Origin of the sequence: Sphingorhabdus sp. (assembly GCF_046596595.1) — a bacterium.
Lineage (GTDB): Bacteria > Pseudomonadota > Alphaproteobacteria > Sphingomonadales > Sphingomonadaceae > Sphingorhabdus_B.
Genome location: NZ_JBKJMB010000122.1, coordinates 32,117 through 58,263, shown reverse-complemented (window position 1 = coordinate 58,263; position 26,147 = coordinate 32,117). Strand labels below are relative to the sequence as shown.

The window sequence follows — 26,147 nt, the reverse complement described above, 5'->3', positions numbered from 1 at the left end:
TCGTCCAGCCACAGCTGGACCCCAGCCTCCGCTGGGGAGCACGAAAAGGAATTGCAGATGGGTTATCGTATCGTGGTCGCAGGCGCGACCGGCAATGTTGGCCGCGAAGTCGTCAATATTCTCGCTGAACGTGCATTCCCTGCTGACGAAGTCGCCGTTCTGGCGTCGTCCCGCAGCCAGGGTATCGAAATCGAATATGGCGATACCGACAAGATGTTGCGGATCCAGAATATCGATAATTTTGACTGGACAGGCTGGGATATGGCCATATTTGCCATTGGTTCGGAAGCCACCAAAAAATATGCGCTGATTGCTGCGGCTGCAGGTTGCGTGGTAATCGACAACAGCTCGTTGTTTCGGATGGATCCGGACGTCCCCTTGATCGTGCCTGAGGTAAACCCGGACGCGATCGACATATACAAGCGCAAGAACATCATCGCGAACCCCAATTGTTCAACTGCCCAGTTGGTCGTCGCGCTCAAGCCGCTACACGATTATGCCAAGATCACCCGCGTTGTCGTGTCGACCTATCAGTCGGTTTCGGGCGCGGGCAAAGAAGGCATGGACGAGCTGTTCGAGCAAAGCCGTAACATCTTTGTCGGCGACAGTGCTGACGCCAAGAAGTTTACCAAGCAAATCGCTTTCAACGTCATTCCGCATATCGATAGCTTTCTGGAAGATGGCTATACCAAGGAAGAGTGGAAAATGATGGTTGAGGTCAAGAAGATACTTGATCCTAAAATCAAGCTTACCGCGACTTGCGTGCGCGTGCCTGTATTTGTAGGCCATAGCGAAGCGGTGAACATTGAATATGAGCGCGAGATGTCGGCAGAAACTGCGCAGAATATCTTACGGGAAGCGCCAGGCATCATGCTGATCGATAAGCGTGAGGATGGCGGTTACACGACCCCTATCGAAGCTGCGGGGGATGATGCCACTTATGTCAGCCGCGTGCGTGAAGATCCGACCGTGGACAATGGCCTTGCCTTCTGGTGCGTGTCGGATAACTTGCGCAAGGGGGCAGCGCTGAATGCGGTGCAGATTGCCGAATTGCTTGGGCGGCGGCATTTGAAAAAGGGGTAAGTCATGGGGCTGCAAGCGGATGTTTTCTGGTCGTTTCGCAGCCCGTATAGTTACCTTGCTACACGGCGGTACCGGGCACTGGCGCAGGATTATGATCTCGCGATCAACTTGCGTCCGGTCTATCCGCTGGCGATCCGTGAGCCTGACTTTTTCGAACGCAGCCACGCGAACTGGTTGCGCTACACGTTTACTGACATGTTTCGTGTTGCGCAATTTCATGGCATTCCGTTTGGCCCGCCGCGTCCGGACCCGATTGTGCAGGACATTCGGACCCGGAAGATCGCCGAAGAGCAACCTTATATTTTTCGTTTAACACGCTTGGGCCAAACGGCAGCGCGGCGTGGCAAAAGCCTCGCCTTTTGTGATGAAGTCTCGCAACTCATCTGGGGTGGTGCGGAAAACTGGCACGAGGGCGACCATCTTTCGGGCGCTGCAACACGGGCGGGATTGGACCTGAGTGAACTTGATGCCGAAGCCACTGGCGATGCTGAGGCACTCGACGTCGAAATCGCGGCAAACCAGTCTGCGCTGGAGGCCGCTGGGCATTGGGGTGTCCCAACGCTGGTTTTCGATGGCGAACCTTTTTTCGGTCAAGACCGCATCGATATGGCGGTGTGGCGAATGCAGCAAAAAGGATTGAAGGAACGCATCGCCTGACCGTCAGTCGGCTATTACCGTTTGCTGTCCAGATTGTGCTTTCCCGGGTTTCAAAAAGAAGACCAATGGACTGATGATGATCAACATGATCATCATCAACTTGAAGTCGTCGAGATAGGCAATCATCGCGGCTTGCCGACTAATCTCAAGGTTCATCATCTGCAGCGCCGCCTCGCCGACAGAACCCAACCGGTCCGCAGTCGACGGGTCAACCGCGCTCATGGAAGACGCAGTGATATGCGAGGCCAAATCTTCGTGGCTGGTCTGCATGTTGCGCGCCAGCATTGTTGTCATCACAGAAATCCCGAAACTGCCGCCCAAGCTGCGGAAGAGATATAGAAGGCTTGACCCGTCGGTTCGCATCCGCATGGGCAGCGTGGAAAACGCAACGCCATTTAGCGGAATGAAAACGAAGCCCATGCCGAAGCCCTGAAACAGGCCAGTATAGACGACGAGGTGCCAGTCCATGTTGAGCGACCAGCTGGTCATGATCCACATCGACGCAGCGGTCATCAGGAACCCGCCAAAGATCAAGATGCGCGGGTCGACCCTTTTGCCCGGCTTTGCCGCAATGAACATTGCAAGCAAAATGCCCACACCGCGCGGCGCAAGCAGCACGCCGGTGTCATAGACGCTGTAACCGTACAAATTCTGAAGCATGGGCGGCAGCAAGGCGAAAATGCCGAACATCATCATACCGACGAGCAGCATCATGTTGAGCGAAATGAAGAAATTGCGGTCGGTCACCAGCAGACGTTCAAACATCGGGCGACGGGTCGTAAGCTGGTGCATCGCAAACAGCCAGAGCGCGCACAGAACAATGACCAGCTCAACGATGATTTCCCAGCTCTGCAGCCAGTCTTCCTGCTGCCCGCGATCAAGCAACAATTGTAATGTCGCAAGGCCAATCGCGAGCATCGCAAAGCCGAAGCGGTCTAGCTCGCGGCGGTTGATTGGCCGGGATGGCAACAGCCACCACAAGATGACGAGCGTCGGGATGCCGATGGGCAGATTGATGTAGAACACCCAGCGCCAGTTGTAGTTCTCGGTCAACCAGCCCCCGATCATCGGACCCAGAATGGGCGCGATCATTATTCCCATGCCCCAAATCGACATCGCACGCGGTGCGTCTGATGGCTTGTTGATATCGAGCATGATGGCTTGTGACAGCGGGCCAATGAAGGCTGCGCACACGCCCTGGAATACGCGAAAGGCGACCATTTCCGTGAGGCTTGTGGCAATTCCGCACAACATGGACGCCAGGATAAACCCGGCAACCGCACCCAGAAACAGATTTCGCGAACCTATGCGGTCGGCAAGCCAGCCGGTGATTGGCATGGCGACGGCGCTCGCGACAATGTAGCTTGTCAGAACCCAAGTGATGGTGTCCATTGTGGCACCAAGGCTTGTCTGCATATGCGGGATGGCGACGTTCGCGATGGTCGAATCCAGTATCTGGATAATCGTCGCGCCCATGACCGCAAGTGTCAGCAGCCCCTTGTTCTTGACCGGATAGGCCGGCTGATCGAGCGGATTACTTATCGGTGTCGATGCGGACATGTGCCGATAACCCTGCAATCATGGCCCGCTTTGGCTTATCGGTGATGGATATCCGAACCGGAACGCGCTGCGTTACCTTTACCCAATTGCCGTTGGCATTTTGCGCCGGAAGAACGGAGAATTCCGATCCGGTCCCGGCTCCGATGCTCGACACTTTACCGCGTACCTTCAAATCCGGATATGCATCGAAGGTAATCTCGGCGGGTTGGCCAACGCGCATATGCGCCAAGTCGGTTTCTTTGAAGTTGGCCTCGATCCAGCTTTTATTGCTGGCAACGATGGTCACGCCGGGCAAGCCCTGCACCATCATCTGACCAGGCTGTAGCCGGTCGGCCTGACTTACAACACCGGCGACGGGCGCACGCACTTCAGTGCGGGACAAGTTAAGCATCGCCTGCTCACGCTGGGCTTGCCCTGCCTTGATTGCTGGGTTGATGCCGGGCGCGGCTGATCCTGTGGCCAGCGCGGCGCGTGCTTTGGTGGCATCAGCCTGCGCCGTGGCAACACGGCTGCGCGCATCGGAAAGCGCATGCTCGGCCGCCTGCAAACGTGCGCGTGTTGTGAACCCGTCCTGCATCAAAGATGACTGGCGCCCATATTCTTTTTCGTAAAAGGCGACATCTTCGCGCGCGCTTTCAATATCGACACCCGTGGTTTGATATTCTGTCTGCAATGCGGTGACCCGAACCTGCGCAGCTGCGATGGCTGCGTCGGCTTGATCAATGGCAATGCGATAAGGCGCAGGGTCAATCCGGAATAGAAGATCGCCCTCTTTTACCACGTCATTTTCGTGGACGGCAACTTCGGTGATGCGTCCTCCAACTTCCGCCGAAATGGATACCTTGTCCTGTTGAACATACGCATTGTCCGTCGAGACATAGTGATCGTTTACGATGTAATAAGCCGTTGCGGCACCAACGAGAACAAGTGGCACAGAACCCAAAAGTACCAGACGCGCAAATCGCCGAGGCTTGGCAGGGGTATGCGTCCTAACGTCAATTTGTGGATCAGCATCAGCCATGCGACACCTCAGGCGGGCGGCGAGTCAAATTCGCACGGATAACATTCAACATAGCTTCCAATTCCAAACGCTGGGCGTCATCCAGGCCAGCCAGCGCATCGTCAAACAAAGCGAGGGCGGTGGGGCGTAAGGCCACGATTTTTTGTTGGCCTTCGGGGGTTAGATGTAAACGCCACATCCGCCGGTCCGAAGGATCAGCGCGACGTTCGACTAAACCAGCGTCCTGCAACCGGTCGATCATCCTGCCGAGCGTGATTGGCTCTACATCAAGCATATCTGCTACTGTGACTTGCGTGCTGCCGTCAAAGCGCTTGAGCAAGGCGAGCACGCGCCATTGGGGACGCGTAACCCCCATGACGCGGGCGCGCTCGTCAAAAGATCGCCGAAGCAATCGGGCCGCATCACCTAAAAGAAAACCGATGTCATCGCTCATGCTTTCGATATAATAGCTATGCTTATTATGTGCAACATTTTTTGAGTAGTTCCGATCAAAAATGGAAAACCACTTTTAGAACCGAAGATCGCGTGGCAGTAGCGCATGTGAATTTCCTTACGCAAAAAGAGCAGCCTCATGATGGTATCCGATAGCTTTAAGACAGTTGATGGCATCGATATTGCTTGGCGTGAAACGGGGCAGGGACGCCCGTTATTACTCATCCATGGCTTTATGTCGGAAGCGGACACCAACTGGATAAAACATGGCCATGCTGCTGTGCTAGCCGACGCCGGATACCGCGTGATCATGCCCGATCTGCGCGCACATGGTCGCAGCGGCAAGCCACGTGCGGCTGAACATTATCCACCCGATGTGCTGGCTGATGACCAGTTCGCATTGCTTACATATCTGAATATTAGGAATTACGACCTCGCTGGATACTCGCTGGGCGGACGGACGGTGTCACGGATGCTCGCGCGGCAGGCAAAGCCGGGCAGGGCGATCATTTCAGGCATGGGCTTGGAAGGCCTTACCCACACCGGCAACCGCGGCGCATATTTTCGCGAGGTCTTTGACAATCTTGGCAATCATGAACGCGGAACGGCTGCCTGGATGGCTGAAGCTTTTCTGAAAACAACAGGCGGCGATCCGGCAGCCTTGCGGCTTGTCCTTGATACTTTTGTCGATACGAGCGAAGCCGACATTGCATGCTGGACCGTACCGGTCGCTGTTGTGTGCGGAGAGCAGGATGATGACAATGGTTCGGCCGCTGCGCTAGCTGCGCTCTTAAAACGCGGAAAGCTCTTTACGGTGCCCGGCAACCATATGAGCGCGGTTATCAAACCTGAGTTGGGGCAGGCACTGGTCAAGGCGCTGACAGGGGACATTTGGTGACATCGCCGCCATTTGATATTCAGCCAACTCTTAGCGGCAATATGGTGCTGCTTCGACCCTTGGTCTCCGGCGACTATGACGCTTTATATGCTGTCGCAGCCGATCCCGACATATGGGCGATGCATCCGGCACCAGACCGTCATGAAAAAGTCGTTTTTGACGTTTTTTTTGCCGACGCCATTGCGTCAGGGGGTGCCCTCGCCATTTTAGACAAGGCAAATAACGAAGTGATTGGCGGCACCCGTTACGTCAATTACGATGCCTTTGCCGACCAGATAGAAATTGGTTATACCTTCTTCGCGACCAGATATTGGCGCACTGGCGTCAATCGTGAGGTGAAAGCGTTGATGCTTAATCATATCTTTCATTTTGTGCACACGGTCGTGTTCCAAGTGGGCGCAGCGAATGTGCGATCACGCAAAGCCGTAGAGCGAATAGGCGGTCGGCTCGTCCGCGAATATCAGCGTGACCAGGGCGGGCGGTGGCAAGACTATACAAGCTATCATTTGACGCGCCAGGATGCCCTGTCAGGCGCGTTGGCGTCTTTATTGGACCCAGTGTAAGCATGCACCGCGAAACTGCACTGGAGAGGCATTTCTGGAGGTTCTGGCTGATTGGCCTCTTACTCCTCGCAATGCAGATCGTCATGAACGTCTGGCTCATGACAGATGCCTCGCCCTTAGGCATTAGCGATCATCAGGCTGCCGGAACTGCTGCACGCGTCAATGCCATTCAGGCAGGCTGGGTTAGGGCCGGGGTGATCGACTTGGCCGTTATCAGCATGGGTGTGGACCTGATATTCATTGGCGTTTATTCTTGGGGGGCGTGGGCAGGCGGAAAGATGTTTGCGAAATCGCCGCACGCGATGCTGGCGCGTCTCGGGACGATCATCTTGCTAGCCGCCGCGGGATTTGTCCTGGCAGATTATATCGAAACCATATGCCAAATTGTTCAGGTGGCAGTCATTGGCGGAAACGATAGGCTTGCGGGTATCGCCGCCCAAGTGCGTCCCTTAAAAATGGTGCTGTTCCTTGTAACCTTTTTCGGACTGCTATTGGCCTTGGTCATTCGACGAATGACTCGCGGGACAGCTTGACGGCGGAGACCGAAAGTTTCACCATTGCGATATTATATTTGCCAGGAACCCAACATGAAAAATCTTGTATCCGTAGCCGCTTTGGCTTTCGCTTCGCTCTCTGTGCCACATATTGCCTTGGCACAGGGCATGCCAACCACAAGCTCTGTCCCAACCGCTGCACCGACCGTTGCCGACGCCGATGCCTTTGTAGCCGCTGCCGAAAAAGACCTGTTTGATTTCTCGGTAGAAGGTGGCCGGGTCGCGTGGATCAATGCTACGCACATTACTGACGATACCGACGCACTTGCCGCGCGTTATGGCGAAATCGGAACGGAAAAGTCAGTGCTTTATGCATTGGAGGCTGCCAAATATCAGGCGCTCCCGGGTCTGACTTATGATACCAAGCGCAAGCTGGATATCCTGCGCGGGGGAATTGTATTGCCTGCGCCGACAACGCCCGGCGCTGCTGCGGAATTGGCTACAATCTCTACCAAATTGCAGTCTGCCTATGGCAAGGGCCGCGGCACGCTGCGCGGCAAAGAAATCAACGGATCCGATATCGAAGCCGAAATGGGATCGAACCGGAACCCTGAAGAACTCAAGGAAATGTGGGTAAGCTGGCACGACAATGTTGGCGCGCCCATGGGCAAGGATTACACCCGGATGGTGGAGATTGCCAATCAGGGTGCGACCGAGCTTGGTTACGCCGATGTGGGGGCAATGTGGCGGTCAGGATATGACATGCCTGCCGATGACTTCGCCAAGCTGACCGACAAATTATGGTTTGAAGTTAAGCCACTTTATGACGAACTGCACACCTATGTCCGCACGCAGCTGAACAAGAAATATGGTGATGGGGTGCAGTCCAAAACAGGTCCGATCAGGGCCGACTTGCTGGGCAATATGTGGGCACAGGAATGGGGCAACATCTACGACGTTGTTGCGCCCGCTGGGTCGGGTGACATTGGTTATGATATTGGTGAACTATTGGTCGCCAAGGGATATAAACAAACCGAAGTCGCCGACTTTAGCAACATCCGTGGCAAGGCTGAAAAGGACATGGTTAAAGTCGGCGAAGGCTTCTTTTCGTCTCTCGGTTTTGACCCGTTGCCCAAGACCTTTTGGGACCGATCACAGTTTATCAAACCAACCGATCGAGAGGTCGTTTGTCATGCCTCCGCTTGGGACATCAACAATGTCGATGATTTGCGCATTAAAATGTGCATCAAGGTCAACACCGACGACTTTGTGACCATCCACCATGAGCTGGGGCACAATTATTATCAGCGCGCTTATAACAAGCAGCCCTATCTGTATTTAAACGGGGCGAACGATGGCTTTCATGAGGCAATTGGTGACGCCATTGCTTTGTCTATCACCCCGAATTATTTGGTTCAGATTGGCTTGTTAGATGCTGCCAAGGTTCCGGGTGCCGACAAGGACAATGGCCTTTTGCTGCGTCAGGCGATGGACAAAGTGGCGTTTTTGCCCTTCGGTCTGCTGATCGATAAATGGCGTTGGGGGGTCTTCAACGGGTCGATTTCGCCTGCAAACTATAACAAGGGTTGGACGGACTTGCGCCTCCAATATCAAGGTATCGTGCCGCCTGTTGAACGTCCGGTCGGCAGCTTTGATGCAGGTGCCAAATACCATATTCCGGCGACTACACCTTATACCCGCTATTTCCTGGCGCGCATTTTGCAGTTCCAATTCTACAAGGCGGCTTGCGATATCTCGGGTTGGAAGGGGCCGCTTCACCGCTGTTCCTTTTACGGCAACAAGGACGTCGGCACGCGGTTAAACGCAATGCTTGAAATGGGTGCGTCGAAGCCTTGGCCCGATGCGCTACAGGCATTTACGGGCAGCCGCGAAATGTCGGGCAAGCCAATGCTCGAATATTTTGCCCCGCTGATGAAATGGCTCAAAATCCAGAACAAGGGCGCGAAAAAAGGTTGGTAAATATGATCGCCCCGCCTTTAACGGGCGGGGCGAATATTATCACATTTGTTAGCTGCTAGCCTTAGGTGCCGGTTTTGCCTGAGCAGTCTTCTTGGCTGCTGGCTTGGAGGCTGGTTTTGCCGAGGCCGTGGGCCCGGCAGCGGGTTTTGCAGCGGCCTTTGGTGCTGGCTTTTTCGCGACTGGCTTTCTGGCCACCGGCTTTTTTACGGCCGCCTTCGTTGCTGCAGGCTTTTTGGCTGTGGGCTTCTTGCTGCTTGCAGTTTTGCGATCATAGACTTTCTTCCCAGCAACAGCAGCCGCCGCTGTTGCGATAACTGCGCCGGCAACCGCCGCAGTTTTGCCTGGATTATCCTTGATGGCGGTTCCGGCAGTAGCTGCCGCAGTGGAGGCGCTATCAACAGCCGACTTGGCCGTATTAGTCGCTGTCTCAGCCGCTGAGCGGGCAGTACCGGTGAGTTCATCTGCCAAACTGCGCAGTTTGTTCATGACTTTATCGAACGTTCCGGTTTCTTCGAGCTTTTTCGGCATGGGCCGTTCCTCCTTGGGTTACACTGCGATAATAATCATCTGGCGTCGGTTTGGTTCCTATTCGCCTATCGGAACGGTGGTTCGTTAAATGCGCGAAGCTTGCGGCTGTGCAGGCTGTTTCCTGCCTCGCGAAGCAATTCGCACGTCTGAATGCCAATCTGTAAATGCGAAGCAATGGCTTCTTCGTAAAATCGGTTGGCCTGACCCGGCAACTTAATCTCGCCGTGGAGCGGCTTATCCGAAACACATAACAATGTACCATAAGGCACGCGGAAACGATAGCCCTGTGCCGCGATTGTCGCGGACTCCATATCGATAGCAATTGCGCGGCTTTGCGAGAAGCGGAGCGCGGAGGCGGAATAGCGTAATTCCCAGTTTCGGTCGTCCGTCGTAACAACAGTGCCAGTCCGCATGCGCCGCTTGAGATCTGCACCGCTCGTGCCCGATACAAACTCTGCTGCGGTGGCCAGAGCCTGCTGGACTTCGGCAATTGGCGGGATCGGAATTTCGGGCGGGAGGACTTCGTCGAGAATGTGGTCATCGCGCAAATAAGCGTGTGCAAGGACGTAATCGCCGATGCGCTGTGTTTCCCGCAAACCGCCGCAATGGCCGATCATCAGCCAAGCCTCGGGGCGCAAAACTGCCAGATGATCGCAGATTGTCTTGGCGTTGGAAGGGCCTACGCCGATGTTGACTAAGGTGATGCCTGTCCTGTCTGGCGCGATCAGGTGATAGGCGGGCATTTGGTGGCGACGCCAAGTGCTGTCTGCGACAAGTTGCGCTGCATTATCAGTGGGTTGGTCGACATATAACCCACCTGCGCCCGACAAGGCGGTATAGCGCCCATTGCCCACTTGGGTGCATGCCCAGCTAACAAACTCGTCAACATAGCGGTGATAATTGGTGAAAAGTATATAGTGCTGTACATGTTCGGCAGGTGCGCCGGTATAATGGCGCAGCCGCGCAAGCGAAAAATCCGTGCGCAGTCCATCAAACAACGCGAGTGGAGACTGGCTGTTTCCCTTGATACGCAGCAGACCATCGGCGATTTCATCGCCAATATCCGCAAGCTCGGTCGTAGGGAAATAGCGCGCCAATTCGTTCGGGCTGACAGTGCCAACTTCCAGATCCGCAGACCCGTCAAGCACATATGGAAATGGGATTTCCTGCTTGCTTCGACCAACCGAGATGTCGAGTTCATATTGTTCGACCAAAAGGTCGAGTTGCTCTGCGATATAGTCTGCAAACAAATCCGGCTTGGTAAAGGTCGTCCGGAATGTGCCTATTTTCTCCAGCTTGCCAAAAGCAAGGTTGGACTTTGTCTCGCGCGTCTTGCCGGCATATGTGATGACGAGTTCGGGATAGCAAAAATCGTTGCTTGCGCGTTGGTCCGCCGACGGGACGATATTGTCCTTCAAATACGCTGCAAGCGCGACTTGAAGCCGTTTTACCGAAGCGTCATATTCTGTAACAAGTTGATTAATGATGTTTTGGGTTTGTTCACTTGGCATAAACACGCTTCACCGAATTTTTGGACTTTTGGCAACAAAAAAGGGAGGGTTGCCCCTCCCTCTCGCATGCTGACGGGTCAGGCCCAATCGATTTTTAAAGCTGTCCGAGCATATATTCGGCGGAGCTGACATTGAAATCGCCAGGTGCTTCAACATTGACCTGCTCAACGACGCCATCATTTACAACGAGCGAGAAACGCTGGCCGCGTTTGCCCATGCCAAATGCGCTTCCGTCCATTTCAAGGCCAAGCGCGGCGGCAAAGTCGCCATTGCCGTCCGCCAGCATAGTGATCGCGTCCGAGCCACCTGATTTGTTCCAGGCACCCAATACAAAGGCATCGTTCACGGCAGTACAGGCAATTTCGTCGATGCCCTTGGCGGCGAGTTCATCGGATTTTTCGACAAAACCGGGGAGATGACGCGCCGAGCAGGTCGGCGTAAACGCACCGGGGACCGAGAACAATGCAACACGGCGTCCGGCAAAATACTCGCTTGATTGAACCGGCTGTGGGCCTTCGGCGGTTGCCTTGACCAGTTTGACATCAGGGATTTTGTCGCCAACAGAAATACTCATGACTGTTTCCTTTTCTGAGAGAGGGGATGACTGCTTCATCCGGGACCCGTTATCCCAAGTCAAGTAAGCGTTCGCTATTGCTGCGATGCGACAAGGCGAATGACGGCCAAAGGCTCGGCGGATGGTGTTTAATTTTCCTTAACCGCCCCTGTTCAGAATTTTGTAACCAACTGGGCCAATCTTTGGCGGGTTAAACACACTGACGGGGGTTGGGGGAATGGCACATTTTTTAAGGAAGACGGCGCTTGCGATATTGCTGGTTTCGGTATCCGTCCAGCCAGCGCAGGCATGCTGGACAGACGCCGCGCAGGACGCCGCGAAGATCAAGCATCTCAACACAATGCTCATGGTGACAGCATTACGGTGCCGAGGGACAGCAGAAAACTTCCTTCCCCAATATAACCAGTTTGTTGCCCGTCATAATAGCTTGATTGGCGCGCAAAATGCCGAGTTGCGAAACCATTTGTCGGCCACTTATGGCGCGCGTGGAGCCGAGGGTGCGTTAGATCGCATGTCGATTGGCTACGCCAACAGCTATGGAACAGGGCACAGAGCGATGGACTGCCGCCAGCTGCGCGAACTGACGACCAAACTGGCGACCGAGCCACATGGTGTTGTGACGATGGCCGCTGTTGCCGACGCGACAGTCACCGGGCAGTCATGGAATGGACCAGTCTGCCCATCGCGCATGGCCAATCGCCCCTAGCGGTAGCCTACAGCATATAAAGCAATCTTTATATTTGATTTTGGCGCGGTGCGCGGTTAAGGGCGGGTCTTCAAAAACCTCCCGGAGAATGAGCCTGTGGCTTTTAACGATTATGTCATTGCCGATATTGGCGAGGCCGATTTTGGCCGTAAAGAGATCAATATTGCCGAAACCGAAATGCCTGGCCTTATGGCACTGCGCAACGAATTTGGAGCGTCACAGCCGCTGAAGGGTGCACGGATCGTCGGTTCGCTGCACATGACCATTCAGACTGCAGTGCTGATTGAAACGCTGACTGCGCTTGGCGCAGATGTGCGCTGGGCGACCTGCAACATCTTTTCGACGCAAGACCACGCCGCTGCAGCTATTGCCGCCAGCGATATTCCTGTGTTCGCAGTAAAGGGCGAAAGCCTTGCGGATTATTGGGACTATGTCGGTCGTATCTTCGATTGGGGTGACGACACCACCGCAAATATCATTCTCGATGATGGCGGCGATGCGACGATGTTCGCTTTGTGGGGCGCGAAGCTTGAGCGCGGCGAAACTTTTGCCGAGCCGGAGAATGAAGAAGAAGTTGAATTCCAGCGCGCATTGAAGGCATTTATTGCCAAGAAGCCCGGATATCTGACGGCAACCGTCAAGAACCTGAAGGGCGTTTCGGAAGAAACCACCACTGGCGTTCATCGCTTGTATGAAATCGCGAAGAAGGGCGAACTGCCTTTTCCTGCAATCAACGTCAATGACAGCGTGACCAAGTCGAAGTTCGACAATCTATATGGTTGCAAGGAATCACTCGTTGACGCCATTCGCCGCGCGACGGACGTGATGCTGGCCGGCAAGGTTGCCTGCGTTGCGGGCTTCGGCGATGTTGGCAAGGGCTCAGCCCAATCGCTGCGTAATGGCGGCGCACGCGTGATGGTAACCGAAGTCGATCCAATCTGTGCTTTGCAGGCCGCAATGGAAGGCTTTGAAGTTGTAACGATGGAAGAAGCCGTGCAGCGCGCGGATATCTTCTGCACTGCAACCGGCAACGCCGACGTCATCACCGCCGAGCATATGATGAACATGAAGCCTATGAGCATCGTGTGCAATATCGGCCATTTCGACAGCGAAATCCAGATCGCAGCTTTGTCCAACTACAATTGGACTGAAGTAAAGCCGGGCACTGACCTGGTGCAATTTCCTGACGGAAAACAGATAATCGTCCTTGCAAAAGGCCGCTTGGTCAATTTGGGTTGTGCAACCGGACATCCAAGCTTTGTGATGTCGGCAAGCTTTACCAACCAGGTGCTCGCGCAAATCGAGCTTTGGACGAACGGTGCGAACTACAAGAACCAAGTCTATGTTCTGCCAAAGCATCTCGATGAGAAGGTCGCGACGCTGCACCTCGAAAAGCTGGGCGTAAAGCTTACCAAGCTGACCGACAAGCAGGCTGGATATATTGGCGTATCGACCGAAGGTCCGTTCAAGCCAGACCATTATCGCTATTAATTAAACGTCAGTTTCAATTATAAAAAGAGCCTGCTGCGGAGACGTAGCAGGCTTTTTTCATTGCGCGTGGCAAGCAATTGGGCATTAGAATGTCCGCGGCAACATAAAGGGCGCATGACGATGACAGGCACTGGCCTGCCCATTGCACTGATAGGGATTTTGATGGCGCTCTGGCTTGTTGCAGCCAGTGTTGCCATTTGGATAGGGCTGTCCATGCGAAGCCGGTCCAACAAGATGTTGCGGCACACTGCTCGTCTGGGGCGTCTCCTTGAAACTGCTCCGGCTTTCCCGGTCGTGGTAAAAGGTGACGGCCGCATTGAAGCACCTGAGCGATTTGCGCGGCTGCTTGGCCTTAACGAGGCTGCGGCGTCGCTTTCCGAACTTGGCGGGCGTGTCGATGCCGGTCTGGCTATCGCCGACCTTGCGGAGCTCGAGGCCAAGGTGCGCGAGACGCAGCGCACCGGGAAAGGCTTTACGCTTCCTTTGGCAATTGAAGGTTCTAATCGGCGATTGACGGTTATCGGGAATATCGCAGATGCCATCATTTATCCCAATGGCGCTGCATTATTGTGGTTTTTTGATTCGACCGAAAGCTTGCGCGAACTGGAAAAACGCGCGCAGGAATCCGATGAAGCGCGATCCGCTTTTTCTGCTCTGGCTGGGCTCATCGAGGCTGCGCCAATACCTATGTGGCACCGGCGTCCCGACATGAACCTCCATTTTGTGAATCATGCATACGTCGAGGCGGTGGGCGCGACAAACGGATTGCAGGTTGTCGAAGAGGGTGTTGAACTGCTTGAACCCGAAAACGGCAAAAGCGCGGCAGATTATGCCGCGGACGCTGTCGCGGAAGATAGGCAGAAAGACCGGATTGTATCGGCAACTTTAAACGGCGAACGGCGGCAGCTTCGGGTTTACGACATTCCCCTCGGCGCGTCAGGCGTCGCTGGCCTTGCAATTGACGTGCAGGATTTAATCGACACCAAATCCGAAGTACGCGAGCTATCCGAGGCACAAAGAGACCTGCTGAACCTGATGTCTTCGGGCGTTGCCCAGTTCGACTCCCGGCATGTCTTGAGTTTTGCAAACCTGCCATTTCAAAGCCTTTTTGCATTTCGCGATCAGTGGTTGTCCGAAAAACCCGAATTTGCCCGGGTACTTGACCGGATGCGCGAGAACGGCAAGCTCCCGGAAGTGCGCGATTTTCCGATATGGCGCAAGGAGCGGGAGGAATGGTTTAGAGCGTCTGACCCGACGGAAGAGAACTGGCTCTTGCCCGACGGCACCCATTTGCGGGTGTTGGCCCAGCCAATTCCGGATGGCGGACTGCTGATGATTTTTGAGGACCGCACCGAGCAAGCGCAACTCGCGAGCGCGCGGGACATATTGCTGCGCGTGCGGACCGCGACTTTTGACAATTTGTTTGAAGCCATCGCCGTATTCTCCGCCGATGGCAGGTTGAGCATCTGGAACCGGTTGTTTGCAGAGACGTGGAAGCTAAGCGACGATCAACTGATCAAGCATCCACGGTTAGACGAGCTGTTGCCGTTGCTCGCCGGGCATCTGAAAAAGCCGACACAGATTTCCATATTGGGCGAGCTTATACGGATGACGTCGTCCAATCGGGCACAGCGCAAAAGTAAGGCCATTTTTGCCGACGGGCGCATGTTCCAAATTGCGACGATACCACTGCCTGACGGCAATACGCTTTTTACTATGCTAGACATGTCCGATACCTTGAAGATCGAACAGGCTTTGCGTGAACGGAACAGTGCGCTGCAGGACGCAGATGCCATTAAAGGCAAGTTTTTGGCCAATATGAGCTACGAATTCCGCACGCCATTGACATCGATCAGCGGCTTTGCGGACTTGCTCAAGGCGGGGATCGCCGGTGATCTCGGGCCGCAGGCGATGGACTATGTCGATGCCATATTGCAGTCGGCAGACCGGCTTTCCGAACAGATAAACACTGTGCTCGATTATAGCCAGATTGAGGCGGGCGCACTGCCGCTTGCGCTTGAGACCGTTGGTATTCCAGCTCTCGTCGCGCAAATCGCCGAAACCAAGGTGCAAATGGCGCAAGCCGCTGGCATTAAGCTGCAGGTGGAATCCGGAGATGCCGAAGGGGTCATGTTGCTTGACGCCAAACGGATCGGCCAGGCGGTCGGGCAAGTGCTCGACAACGCCATCCGTTATAATCGTCAGGGCGGCGAAGTGCTGTTTCTGGCCCGGTGGCAGGGTGACATTCTCGAGCTTGTCGTGTCGGACGATGGCCCGGGGATAAATGATACCGACGTTCAGCGCCAGTCGCCGGACAGTGTGCATGCGCGTGGCGGTGACGATGCGGGCACGATGACGCGCGGGCTCGGAATGCCGCTGGCGCGGCAGATTATTGAATCGCACGGCGGCGCGTTTCATCTGCATTCGGAAGTCGGGCAGGGGACTACGGTCATCATGGCCTTGCCGAAGAAATGATCATCGCGACTGACCGAGACATGCGCGATTTTGGCCGGTCGTTTGCGCAGGGTTTGAAGGCGTCCGACTGGGTTGCGATTAACGGTCCGCTTGGCGCAGGAAAGACGGTGCTGTGCGCAGGGATATTGTCAGGCCTTGGTTATACAGGCGAAGTTGCCAGCCCCTCTTATGCTATCGTCCACAGCTATGAGCCGCCGGAGGTTTCTGTTGCGGTGGCGCATGTCGATTACTACCGCTTGAATAATGCGGATGAACTCGATGAATTGGGGCTTTCGAACGAGCGCGCAGAGCGCATCACGTTGGTCGAATGGGCGGAGCGTTTTGGTTCCGGTTATGTGGTGCCGAGCCATATCATCGACATTGTGCCGCAGACAGATGGAAGCCGGATTTTGACATTAAAAATGGAACAGAATGACACCCCTTATTGATATGGCCCCGCCCGAGGGACTCGATGCATTTCTAGCGGCGCATGGTTGGACTGAAGCGCGCGTATTGCCCGTTGCAGGTGATGCTTCGTTTCGGCGCTATTTCCGTGTCGAGTCTGATACGCGCGGCAAGGCGATATTGATGGACGCACCACCGCCGCATGAGGACCCGCGTCCATTCATTCATATTGCGCAATATCTGAACGGAAATCAGTTCCGTGCTCCGGAAATCTTCGCCACTGATCTTGCGTGCGGTCTCGTGTTGTTGGAAGATTTTGGCGACCGGCGCATGCGCGAGCATCTGGATATGAACCCGCAAGATGAGGTTGCTGTGTATCGCGCCGCGATCGACGCAATTGTGCGGCTCTCCGCTACGCCGCCTGTCGAGTCCCAGCCTTATGACATGGCGACTTATTTGCGCGAAGTGCAGCTCTTGTCCGAATATTATATGCCCGCCATGGGCCTGACATTCGACGCAGCGGAATATCATGCGATATGGACACAGGCGCTGTCTCCACTCGCTGAATATCAGAAAGTGACCGTGCTGCGCGATTACCACGCCGAAAACATCATGCTGCTGGACGACGGGCAGCAGGGGATAATCGATTTTCAGGACGCGTTGGTTGGGCATCCGGCTTATGATCTGGTGTCCCTGCTCCAAGACGCGCGGCGCGACGTTTCGCCGGAGCTTGAGGCCGAAATGCTGGTATATTACCGCGCGGCTGTCGGCACGGACGCGGACTTCGATGCGGCTTACGCGTTGCTGGGTGCGCAGCGGAACACGAAGGTCATCGGCATTTTTACGCGCCTTTGGAAACGGGATGGCAAGGAACGCTATTTGTCGTTCCTGCCGCGTATGTGGGGCTTGCTGGAGCGCGATCTGGCCCATCCCGCGCTCGCGCCGGTGAAGGCTTGGTTTGATACGCATATCCCGCCTGAAGCGCGCAGAAGTTCGCCGGTGGACCTGAACAAAAATGGGTAAGCATGTCGATACCGCAATGATCATGGCGGCTGGCAAGGGGACGCGGATGATGCCGCTGACCGCCGATCGGCCAAAGCCGCTGATTGAAGTCGGGGGGGTCGCTTTGCTTGATCATGTGCTTGACCATTTGCGCGATGCAGGGGTCGGCAGGATCGTCGTCAACGTGCATTATCGCGGGGATCAGGTGGAGCAGCATCTGGCGTCGTCCGCGTCCGATCTGGACGTGCGGATTTCGGATGAACGCGCCTTGTTGCGCGACACCGGCGGCGGATTGGTGCAGGCTTTGCCGCTGATTTCGGATGATCCGTTCATTTGTGTGAACGCCGACAATTGGTGGACCAATGCCGGAGAAAACGCGATATCGCGGCTGGTGGACGCTTGGGATGACGCGTGCATGGACGTTCTCATGCTCCTCGTCCCATTTGAGACTGCCTATAACACCCAAGGCAGCGGCGACTTCAACATGGATGAACAAGGCCAACTGTCCCGACGCCAAGGCGATGTGGCCGCCGAATATGTGTGGACGGGAATCCAGATGCTTTCGAAGCGCCTCATTATCGACCCGCCTTCTGACGTCTTCTCGACGAACGTGTTTTGGGACCGCGCAATTGCTGAGGGCCGCTGCAGGGGTATCGTGCATGAAGGGCTTTGGTTCGATGTCGGCTATCCAGCAGCGATAGCCGCGACGGAGAAGCGCTTGGCAGAAGCGCATGGAGGATAAAATTTCCGCCCCGCGCGCGCGCGTGTTCAACGTCCCGCTGGGCAACGACCTGTGCGATGTCACGGCCCAATGGATATTGCAGTCTGCCGGTTCAGACCCGCTTGCGATTGCCAGCAACATTCTTCTGCTGCCCAATAACCGCGCCATAAAGGCGATGACTGAGGCATTTGTCCGGCAAGCCGCGCCGGGAATGCTTTTGCCGCGCATGGTTGCGGTGGGCGACATGGCGCTGGACGAGGCCTTGGGCCCATTGCTTGACCCCATCGACGCCGATACGGCGATTTTGCCAGCCATTGGATCGTTTGACCGGCTGATGTTGCTGGCAAAGCTGGTCAACGACCACAGACCGCCCGATGCCTATTTGTCACCAGCAGAAGCCTTGCGGCTCGCGCGCAAGCTCGCTGACCTGATTGATGCGCTGGAAGTCGACCTGATCGATTTCACCCAAATCGCCGGAATTGCTGACGAGACCGATTTGGCCGGGCACTGGCAAAGCGCTTATGGGCAGCTTCTGCAGATCCTTCCTGCCTATCGAACGGCATTGGTAGCGCGCAAGCTAATGGGACCAGCCGAACGACGCAACCATCTGCTTGGTGCGCTGGAGCGGCGTCTGGCTGAACATGGGAACACGCTCCCAATCATCGCCGTCGGGATTACATCGTCTGCCAAGGCCGTGGCACGTGTGCTTCGCCGTGTAGCGTTTAGCGCCAACGGGCAAGTTATCTTGCCGGGTGTTGACCTTGATCTGTCTGAAGCGCGGTGGAATGACCTTTCGCCAGAGGGCGATGACGAAAAGCAGGGTTTTGGCCGCCGCCGCAATGTCGAGGTTCATCCGCAGTTCCATTTAAAACATCTGCTTGATCTCATGGGTGTCGACTGCAGCGAGATAGATGTTTTGCCGACTGCCCGCGCGGAGCCAAAGGGCGCAGCAATTTCCGAGATATTTTGCCTGCCTGAACATAGCGTCATGTGGCAGGGCTTGCCGGCATTGCGCAAAAGCCTGCCGCACGCAAAATGGTTGGAGGCAGAGGATAACGCGCAAGAGGCCAAGGCGATTGCGGTGCGAATCCGCGGCGCATTGGAAGTGCCGCAAAAGCGCATTGCGCTTATAACGCCCGACCGCGAACTCGCCGTGCGCGTAGCCGCACAATTGCGGCGTTGGGGCATCGAAGTTGACGACAGCGCAGGCATCCCCTTGCTGCAAACCCCGCCGGGCACGCTTGCGCTTGCGCTGGTTGATGCCATCTCCAGCCGGTTTTCTGCATCAAGCATATTGGCGATTGCCAAACATCCGTTGGTGTTTGCAGGCGAACCGCGGCTTGAATGGCTGGACAAGGTGCGCCTGCTTGATCTGGCCTTACGGGGCACGGCCAATGGCCTTGGGCTTTCGGCGATTACCACACGGTTGAAAATGGCGCGAAAGGTCAACGCTGAACTCGTTGATTTTTGGGCAAGCTTTGCATCGATGTTGGCCCCGCTGGAGCAAGCGGGCGGCCAAACGCTCGGTGATGTTCTCGCCAACATCCGCGACGTGGCAACCACTTTAACCGATGGAGCAGTGTGGCGGGGTGCGAGCGGGCGTGAGCTTTCGCGCATGTGGGAAGAGGTGACGAGCGGTGATCTTTCAAGCCTTGGTCGTGTCGACCCAACAGGGTTGGTTGCGACGTTTAACGAAATTTTTTCCTGCGCAGTTGTGCGACCCCCCTATGGCGGTCACCCGCGCGTTGCGATTTATGGGTTGTTGGAGGCACGGCTTCAGCAAGCCGATTTGCTCATCTGTGCTGGCCTGAACGAGGGTACTTGGCCGCAAATTGCGCAGCCCGATCCGTGGTTGGCCCCCGCCATCCGGCGACACCTGAAACTGCCAACGCTGGACCGCAATATCGGCCTTTCGGCGCATGATCTGGCAACAGCACTTGGCGCACAAGAGGTGCTCTTAACGCGCGCACGCCGTGACCGTGGCGGCCCAACCGTCGCGTCGCGTTTCCTGCTCCGGATCAAGGCGCTCACGAAGGCCACGCTTGAGGCCGATAATGAACTGTTGTCTTTGGCGAACGCTCTGGACCGTCCCCCAGCGGACAAGGTTCCATTCGCGAGCCGCCCATTGCCCATGCCCAACGCAGAGCAACGTCTGGTGTCGTTGTCGGTCACTGACTTTGACCAACTAAAATCCGATCCATATTCCTTTTATGCCAAGAGAATCCTTGGTCTTCCGGTGCTTGAAAAGGTCGACGCTGAACCCAGCTATGCCTGGCGCGGCAGCCTCGTTCACGACATATTGGAAAAATGGTTCACGCAGGACAGTTGCGCTGTCGATAGACTGGTGGAACGCGCGGACGACCTGCTGGCTCAAGAGGCAACTGACCCGTTGCTTCGGGCATTATGGCAGCCGCGTATCGCCGCTGGCCTGCGCTGGGTGGCGGACGAAACCAAGCGCCTGATGATACAGGAAGGCCGCGTCGTCGCCGTTGCCGAGCAGCCTGGCACTGTTACGATCAAGGGCATTAACATCCGGGGACGCGTCGACCGGATTGACCGGACGGCAGAAGGCGATCTTGTGATCATCGATTATAAAACCGGCATGCCGCCATCGACCAAGCAGATAAATGCCGGCTTTGCGCTTCAGCTTGGGCTGATTGGCTACATGGCGGAGGAGCTCGCAATCAAGGGTGTCTCGGGCGCAGCCACGAATTTTGAGTATTGGAGCCTCGCCAAGAATAAGGACAAGGAGTTTGGCTATATCGCTGTGCCCACCAGTACTAAGCCCAGCGACAATAAGCCTGACAAAGCAGAATTTGTAGCGTTCGCTGTCGCGCAGGCCGAGGCGGCCATCAGCAAATGGATATTGGGTACTGCGCCCTTCACCGCAAAGCTGCATCCCGAATTTGCGCTTTACGGTGACTATGACCAGTTAATGCGATTGCAGGAATGGAATGGGCGTCAGTCGATTTCGGGGAACGGGGAATGACCGCTGAACCCAAAAAATTGCACCCGCTCATTCCGGCGCAGAGAAGCGCCGTCATTCCGTACGACAATATCTGGCTTAGCGCATCAGCAGGAACAGGCAAAACGCAGGTACTGACGGCACGGGTGATCCGGTTGTTGCTGGAAAGCAACGTCGAGCCTGAAAATTTGCTGTGCATTACCTTCACGAAGGCAGGTGCGTCCGAAATGGCGGACCGCATAAACCAGCTTTTGGCTTCGTGGGTTCAGCTGGACGACAAACTTCTGTTCCATGATCTCGAAGCAATTGGCGCGGTTTCAAATTCCGAAGCGCGCCGGAAAGCGCGTCAGTTATTTGCAAAGGTTCTGGATGCGCCCGGCGGCGGGTTGCAGATCCTGACGATCCACAGCTTTTGCCAGTCATTATTGGGCAGCTTTCCTGAAGAGGCCGGCCTCGTTCCGGGCTTTAAACCTGTCGAGGGTCGTGAGCAGCAGGAGCTATTGAACGCTGCCCTCACTAATCTCGTCATCAATGCCGAAGAACGCGGTGACGCCAGGATGATCGCCAACCTTCAGGAACTCAGCCTTAGCATGGGCGAGGATGCTGCTTTACGCTTTTTGTATCGCACCGCAGCTTCGCCTGATGTCATGGCGTCGATCCCCGATGATGCGGGCGCGTTTATTTGGGCGCGGCGCGTGGCGGGGGTTGGTTTTGCCGGTTCGGCTGACGACATGCTTGAGACTGCCTTCGCTGACGAAAATGTCCCGCGTGCGGCGATGCAAGCGATTATCGATGCCAACCTTTTGTGGTGCGGCAATAAGCCCGACAGCCGTGGCGGCAAAAGGGCGGCGGCATTGCAGGATTGGTTGTCACGCGCGCCTGCGGAACGGGCGAAGCAAGTGATTGATCTGCATCGCTGCTGGTCGAACGCAAAGGGCGAACCGATGGTCACGTCAAAAGGGTTTACGCCCGTGACGGAGGCCTACGCAGCGCAAGCGCTCGAGATGTTCCAATGGACTGACCAGCTTTTGGGTGAGGTCGCGCGCGCCCAATATGCCGACAGGCTGGCGCGCGCGCTTTACGTCGGCAAGGAATTTGCTGCGCAATATAGCAACGCCAAACATGCCATCGGCGCAGTCGATTTTGACGATATGATCCGGCGAACAGCGGCCTTGCTTCAGCGCAGCCAGATGGCGGACTGGGTGCGTTTCAAACTCGACCTTCAGATCGACCATATCCTGGTCGACGAAGCGCAGGATACCAATGCGGCGCAGTGGGATATCATCCGTGCGCTTAGCGACGATTTTTACAGCGGCATGGGCGTGAAGCCTGGCAAGACGCGCACCTTGTTTTCCGTGGGGGATTTCAAACAGGCGATTTACGGGTTCCAAGGGACTGCGCCCGAACGTTATGCCGCAGCCGGGGAAGCGTTTGGCGAAAAAATCGAAGCTTCTGGTTCGCAGCTGCACGGGCTGGAACTCTCGCAGAGCTTTCGTTCGACAGCGCCAATATTGGATTTCGTAAATGCGCTCATCGAGGAGACCGGCGCCGAACATTTCGGGGTTAGCGGGGAGATAGCTGCGCATTATAGCGAGAAGCCGCAAATCGGCATGGTCGAGCTGTTCGAACCTATTTGTGCAAAGCCAAGCACTCAAGACGAGAGCGCCACTTCCGAAGAAGAAGAGGATTGGTTCAGCGACGAAAAACGCGCGTTGGCCGAAAAGCTGGCGGATCATGTCAAGGCGCTGATCGAGTCAAAACCGTGGCTGGTCAGTCAGGGGCGGCACCTTCAACCCGGCGACGTCATGTTCCTTTTGCGCAGCCGCGGCGAAATGGCGTCGATGCTGGTGGCGCAATTGCACGAGCGTAATGTTCCGGTTGCGGGCATTGACCGGCTCCGTCTGTTGCAGCCATTGGTGGTTCAGGACCTGTTGGCCGCGATGAAGTTCGTGCTTCAACCCAATGACGATTTCAGCCTTGCCTGTGTGCTGGTTTCGCCGATCATTGGCTGGACTCAGGAAAAATTGCTTCAATATGGCTATGTTGGCGACCGCAAAGGCAGTCTGTGGCAGCATATCCGCGACCGGCCCGAAATTGCCGAGCAGATCGCCCCGCTTCGTGACATGCTCGCCATGGCGGACTTTACGACGGTCTATCATTTCCTCGAGCAGATATTGTCGGGTCCAATTGGTGCGCGGCGAAAATTCACTGCGCGTCTGGGGAGCGAGGTTCTGGTTCCCATCGAAGAGATGCTGAATGCCGCTTTGCAATTTGAACAGCAATATGGCGGCGGCTTGCAAAAGTTCATTGGCTGGTTTGACCGGGGCGACACCGAAATCAAGCGCGAGGGCGACAATAGCAGCAAAGAGGTCAGGATCATGACCGTCCATGGTGCAAAAGGCTTGCAGGCACCGGTGGTCATCTTGGCGGATATTACCTCCGACCCGACCAAGAAGCCGGACCAGTCGGTTGAGCTGGTGATGGACGAAGGGCAGCGGCTGATGCTGTTGCCGATCCGCAAGTCCGAGCAATCGGGACGGTTGCAGGAAATTGTGACGCTGCAGAAAACGCGCGAGCTTCAGGAACATAAACGGTTGTTGTATGTGGCCATCACCCGCGCCGAGGAGCGGCTGATCATGGCGGGGTCGCTTGGGATTAGCCGGAAGGGTGAGCCGCCAGCCGAAAGCTGGTGCAGCGCGATTGAAAAAGGGATGTCGGCCCTTGGCTGCGTTTGGGAAGAGGACGCACGCTGGGGCAAGGTGATGCGCCATATTGGTGCACAAGGAGCGTCTTTGACGGTGGCGGATGAGGCCGCCACTTTGGTAAGTGCCGCGCCTTTCAATCCGCCGCATTGGCTCTTTACGCCTGCGCCGCAGGAACAGCGCCCCCCGCGGCCATTGGTTCCCTCACGTCTTGATGATGACGATTATGGGGACGCGCCGGCGAGTGCAGCGATGCAAAAAGCTGCTGAGCGGGGCAAGTTGGTCCATGCGTTGCTTGAACGGATTACGGACGATGTGTCGCTGCAGCGGGCAGAGCAATGGTTGCGTTTGCAAACAGCCGACGCGGATATCGACCCGGTGCAGTTGCTCAATGAGGTCCGTGATATTGTGAACGACCCGCAATGGGCTGCATTTTTCGGCCCTTCCGCGCGTGCCGAGATTCCCTTGGTTGCTGTCGTGGGTGAGACCGTCATCAATGGCCGCATTGACAGGTTGGTCGTGGAGCCGGGGCTTGTGCGTGCGATCGATTTCAAAACGGGGCGTCAGGTTCCTAATGACGAGACTGAGGTCGTTGTGCCCTATCTGCGGCAAATGGCGCATTATCGCGCAGCTTTGCAGACGATCTTTCCGGAATCACGTATTGAGGTGTCGTTGCTGTTCACGCATGCGCCGCGTTTCATCGCCCTTTCCGACGCTATCCTGGCACCGCACAATCCAGCCTCTTGAGCTTATAAGCAATTCTATCCCGCTCGGTCCTTGCCAGCATCTGGCACCACGCATACATTGGACCCAACAAAGGAGACACATATGGCTACCAAATCCGTAGGCGATAATGATTTCGCTTCAGAAGTACTGGCATCGGGCAAACCCGTTTTGGTCGATTTCTGGGCCGAATGGTGCGGCCCCTGCAAAATGATTGGCCCAAGCCTTGAAGAAATCAGCGAAGAGCTCGCCGGACAGGTGGAAATCGTCAAGCTGAACATCGACGACCACCCCGATACGCCTGCCAAATATGGTGTGCGCGGCATTCCGACGATGATCCTGTTCAAGAACGGCGAAATCGCAGACACGAAGGTTGGCGCAGCGCCCAAGGCGCAACTCAAAAGCTGGCTCGAGGCCGCTCTTTAACTCCGGTAATCGGCGTTGATGCTGATATAACCATGGGTCAGGTCGCACGTCCATACTGTCGCGCGGCCGGCCCCAAGGCCAAGATCAACGCCGATTTCGATTTCCTGTTGCTGTAAATGGCGCGCAACCGGCGCTTCATCATAGTCGGCAACGGCGAGGCCGTTGCGCGCGACAATTGTTGATCCAAAACGGATCGAGAGCGTGTCACGGTTCGCAGGCTCGCCTGCCTTGCCGACCGCCATAACCACGCGGCCCCAATTGGCGTCCTCACCCGCAATCGCAGTTTTGACCAAGGGCGAATTCGCAATCGCAAGGCCGATACGCCGCGCGCTTTCGTCGCTGGCGGCACCCGATACATCAATTTCGATGAATTTTTGCGCGCCTTCGCCATCGCGGACGACCAAATGTGCAAGCTGACGGCAGACATCGTTCAGCGCCGCTGCAAAGGCATAAGCACCCGCGTCAACGAACGACGTAAGCCGCGCATTGCCCGCCTTGCCCGTCGCAAAGGCGAGTACCGTGTCGCTTGTCGAGGTGTCGCTATCGACGGTGATGCAGCTAAAGCTCTCTTGATTGGCGGTGGATAAAAGCTGCTGCAAAAATGGTGCCTCCACATCTGCATTAGTGAAGATATAGCCCAGCATTGTCGCCATGTCGGGTGCAATCATGCCTGAGCCCTTGATGATACCGACAATCTGAACCTTGCGGCCATCGACTACGGCGGTTGCCGTTGCGCCCTTGGCAAAGGTGTCGGTGGTGCCAATGCCATTTGCGACATCTACCCACCCGCAAGGCGCAGCGTCAAAAGCCGCGCGCAGACCGGCTTGCGCCTTGTCAACGGGCAAGGGAACGCCAATCACACCTGTCGACGACACGAAAATGTCGGTGACATCGCAGTTCAGATGTTCGGCAACCTGCGCGGTGATAACGTCAACCGCATGCTTGCCACGCTGCCCAGTAAAGGCGTTGCTGTTGCCCGCATTCACGACCAGCGCCCGGGCGCGGCCATGCGGTAAATGCGCGCGGCACAGTTCAACCTCAGCCGAGCAGCAGATGTTACGCGTCGTTACGCCAGCAACCGTTGTGCCTGCGTCAAACGCGATATAGCTCAGGTCGCAGCGGCCCCATTCCTTGTAACCCGCCCGCGCGACACGCGGCATTGCGCCAGCGATATCGGGCATGTTGGGAAATGGGACGGCGAGTGGAGAAGAGCTGGACAAACTACTGAATTCCTGTAGAAAAACGAAAATT

At 56.0% G+C, this 26,147-nt stretch carries 22 protein-coding genes; 15 read left to right on the top strand and 7 right to left on the bottom strand.

The genetic code is table 11. The annotated features are described in order from the left end of the window. Positions 1–57 precede the first annotated feature (57 nt). Positions 58–1,083, top strand: a complete 1,026-nt coding sequence (locus ACLL9E_RS12275; RefSeq protein WP_411292024.1) for an aspartate-semialdehyde dehydrogenase — start codon at positions 58–60, stop codon at positions 1,081–1,083. Positions 1,084–1,086: 3 nt separating this feature from the next. Then, positions 1,087–1,740 (top strand): 2-hydroxychromene-2-carboxylate isomerase, encoded by a 654-nt coding sequence (locus tag ACLL9E_RS12270; RefSeq protein WP_411292023.1) that lies wholly within the window; start codon positions 1,087–1,089, stop codon positions 1,738–1,740. 3 nt (positions 1,741–1,743) lie between these two features. On the opposite strand, the gene ACLL9E_RS12265 is transcribed toward ACLL9E_RS12270, so the two are convergent. The 3 genes from ACLL9E_RS12265 to ACLL9E_RS12255 are packed head-to-tail and all read right to left on the bottom strand — an operon-like array spanning position 1,744 to position 4,754. Continuing rightward, positions 1,744–3,300, bottom strand: coding sequence for a DHA2 family efflux MFS transporter permease subunit (locus ACLL9E_RS12265; protein WP_411292022.1), 1,557 nt, complete (start codon positions 3,298–3,300; stop codon positions 1,744–1,746). Further along, a complete protein-coding gene (locus ACLL9E_RS12260) occupies positions 3,275–4,321 on the bottom strand; it encodes an HlyD family secretion protein (protein ID WP_411292021.1) in 1,047 nt (348 codons plus the stop codon). Before ACLL9E_RS12260 ends, ACLL9E_RS12265 begins: the two co-directional genes overlap by 26 nt. Next, positions 4,314–4,754, bottom strand: a complete 441-nt coding sequence (locus ACLL9E_RS12255) for a MarR family winged helix-turn-helix transcriptional regulator (RefSeq protein WP_411292020.1) — start codon at positions 4,752–4,754, stop codon at positions 4,314–4,316. The genes ACLL9E_RS12260 and ACLL9E_RS12255 overlap by 8 nt, the downstream gene beginning before the upstream one ends. A gap of 138 nt (positions 4,755–4,892) precedes the next feature. On the opposite strand from ACLL9E_RS12255, the gene ACLL9E_RS12250 reads away from it, so the two are divergent. The 4 genes from ACLL9E_RS12250 to ACLL9E_RS12235 are packed head-to-tail and all read left to right on the top strand — an operon-like array spanning position 4,893 to position 8,688. Next, the gene (locus tag ACLL9E_RS12250; protein WP_411292019.1) at positions 4,893–5,651 is read left to right on the top strand and encodes an alpha/beta fold hydrolase; all 759 of its coding nucleotides are present in this window, start codon (positions 4,893–4,895) and stop codon (positions 5,649–5,651) included. Beyond that, the gene (locus ACLL9E_RS12245; RefSeq protein WP_411292018.1) at positions 5,648–6,214 is read left to right on the top strand and encodes a GNAT family N-acetyltransferase; all 567 of its coding nucleotides are present in this window, start codon (positions 5,648–5,650) and stop codon (positions 6,212–6,214) included. Before ACLL9E_RS12250 ends, ACLL9E_RS12245 begins: the two co-directional genes overlap by 4 nt. 2 nt (positions 6,215–6,216) lie before the next feature. Continuing rightward, positions 6,217–6,747, top strand: coding sequence for a hypothetical protein (locus tag ACLL9E_RS12240; protein WP_411292017.1), 531 nt, complete (start codon positions 6,217–6,219; stop codon positions 6,745–6,747). 54 nt (positions 6,748–6,801) lie between these two features. Next, on the top strand, positions 6,802–8,688 hold the full coding sequence (locus tag ACLL9E_RS12235) for a M2 family metallopeptidase (RefSeq protein WP_411292016.1): 1,887 nt from the start codon (positions 6,802–6,804) through the stop codon (positions 8,686–8,688). 48 nt (positions 8,689–8,736) lie between these two features. On the opposite strand, the gene ACLL9E_RS12230 is transcribed toward ACLL9E_RS12235, so the two are convergent. From ACLL9E_RS12230 to ACLL9E_RS12220, 3 genes are all read right to left on the bottom strand, one after another. Then, complete coding sequence (locus ACLL9E_RS12230; RefSeq protein WP_411292015.1) at positions 8,737–9,216, bottom strand: hypothetical protein; 480 nt, start codon at positions 9,214–9,216, stop codon at positions 8,737–8,739. A 65-nt stretch (positions 9,217–9,281) separates the two neighbouring features. Then, a complete protein-coding gene (locus tag ACLL9E_RS12225; protein ID WP_411292014.1) occupies positions 9,282–10,727 on the bottom strand; it encodes an AMP nucleosidase in 1,446 nt (481 codons plus the stop codon). A gap of 94 nt (positions 10,728–10,821) precedes the next feature. Next, complete coding sequence (locus ACLL9E_RS12220; protein WP_411292013.1) at positions 10,822–11,301, bottom strand: peroxiredoxin; 480 nt, start codon at positions 11,299–11,301, stop codon at positions 10,822–10,824. 217 nt (positions 11,302–11,518) lie between these two features. Here ACLL9E_RS12220 and ACLL9E_RS12215 point away from each other — a divergent pair, with 217 nt between their 5' ends. The 9 genes from ACLL9E_RS12215 to trxA all read left to right on the top strand — a co-directional run bounded on the left by ACLL9E_RS12215 (position 11,519) and on the right by trxA (position 24,896). After that, entirely contained in the window at positions 11,519–12,007 is a 489-nt protein-coding gene (locus ACLL9E_RS12215; protein ID WP_411292012.1) for a hypothetical protein, read from the top strand. A gap of 96 nt (positions 12,008–12,103) precedes the next feature. Next, positions 12,104–13,498: an adenosylhomocysteinase gene (ahcY, locus tag ACLL9E_RS12210; RefSeq protein ID WP_411292011.1), complete on the top strand. Its 1,395-nt coding sequence runs from the start codon at positions 12,104–12,106 to the stop codon at positions 13,496–13,498. Positions 13,499–13,660: 162 nt separating this feature from the next. After that, complete coding sequence (locus ACLL9E_RS12205) at positions 13,661–15,973, top strand: PAS-domain containing protein (protein WP_411292010.1); 2,313 nt, start codon at positions 13,661–13,663, stop codon at positions 15,971–15,973. Beyond that, positions 15,970–16,401: a tRNA (adenosine(37)-N6)-threonylcarbamoyltransferase complex ATPase subunit type 1 TsaE gene (tsaE, locus tag ACLL9E_RS12200; RefSeq protein WP_411292009.1), complete on the top strand. Its 432-nt coding sequence runs from the start codon at positions 15,970–15,972 to the stop codon at positions 16,399–16,401. Before ACLL9E_RS12205 ends, tsaE begins: the two co-directional genes overlap by 4 nt. Position 16,402: 1 nt before the next feature. Beyond that, entirely contained in the window at positions 16,403–17,380 is a 978-nt protein-coding gene (locus ACLL9E_RS12195) for an aminoglycoside phosphotransferase family protein (protein ID WP_411292038.1), read from the top strand. Continuing rightward, complete coding sequence (locus tag ACLL9E_RS12190; RefSeq protein WP_411292008.1) at positions 17,373–18,101, top strand: nucleotidyltransferase family protein; 729 nt, start codon at positions 17,373–17,375, stop codon at positions 18,099–18,101. Before ACLL9E_RS12195 ends, ACLL9E_RS12190 begins: the two co-directional genes overlap by 8 nt. Beyond that, a complete protein-coding gene (gene addB, locus ACLL9E_RS12185) occupies positions 18,091–21,069 on the top strand; it encodes a double-strand break repair protein AddB (protein WP_411292007.1) in 2,979 nt (992 codons plus the stop codon). Before ACLL9E_RS12190 ends, addB begins: the two co-directional genes overlap by 11 nt. Next, the gene (gene addA, locus ACLL9E_RS12180; protein ID WP_411292006.1) at positions 21,066–24,494 is read left to right on the top strand and encodes a double-strand break repair helicase AddA; all 3,429 of its coding nucleotides are present in this window, start codon (positions 21,066–21,068) and stop codon (positions 24,492–24,494) included. The genes addB and addA overlap by 4 nt, the downstream gene beginning before the upstream one ends. Positions 24,495–24,575: 81 nt before the next feature. After that, positions 24,576–24,896, top strand: a complete 321-nt coding sequence (trxA, locus tag ACLL9E_RS12175) for a thioredoxin (RefSeq protein ID WP_411292005.1) — start codon at positions 24,576–24,578, stop codon at positions 24,894–24,896. Here trxA and argJ read toward each other — a convergent pair. Next, complete coding sequence (gene argJ, locus ACLL9E_RS12170) at positions 24,893–26,116, bottom strand: bifunctional glutamate N-acetyltransferase/amino-acid acetyltransferase ArgJ (RefSeq protein WP_411292004.1); 1,224 nt, start codon at positions 26,114–26,116, stop codon at positions 24,893–24,895. The genes trxA and argJ overlap by 4 nt on opposite strands. Positions 26,117–26,147: the final 31 nt, after the last annotated feature.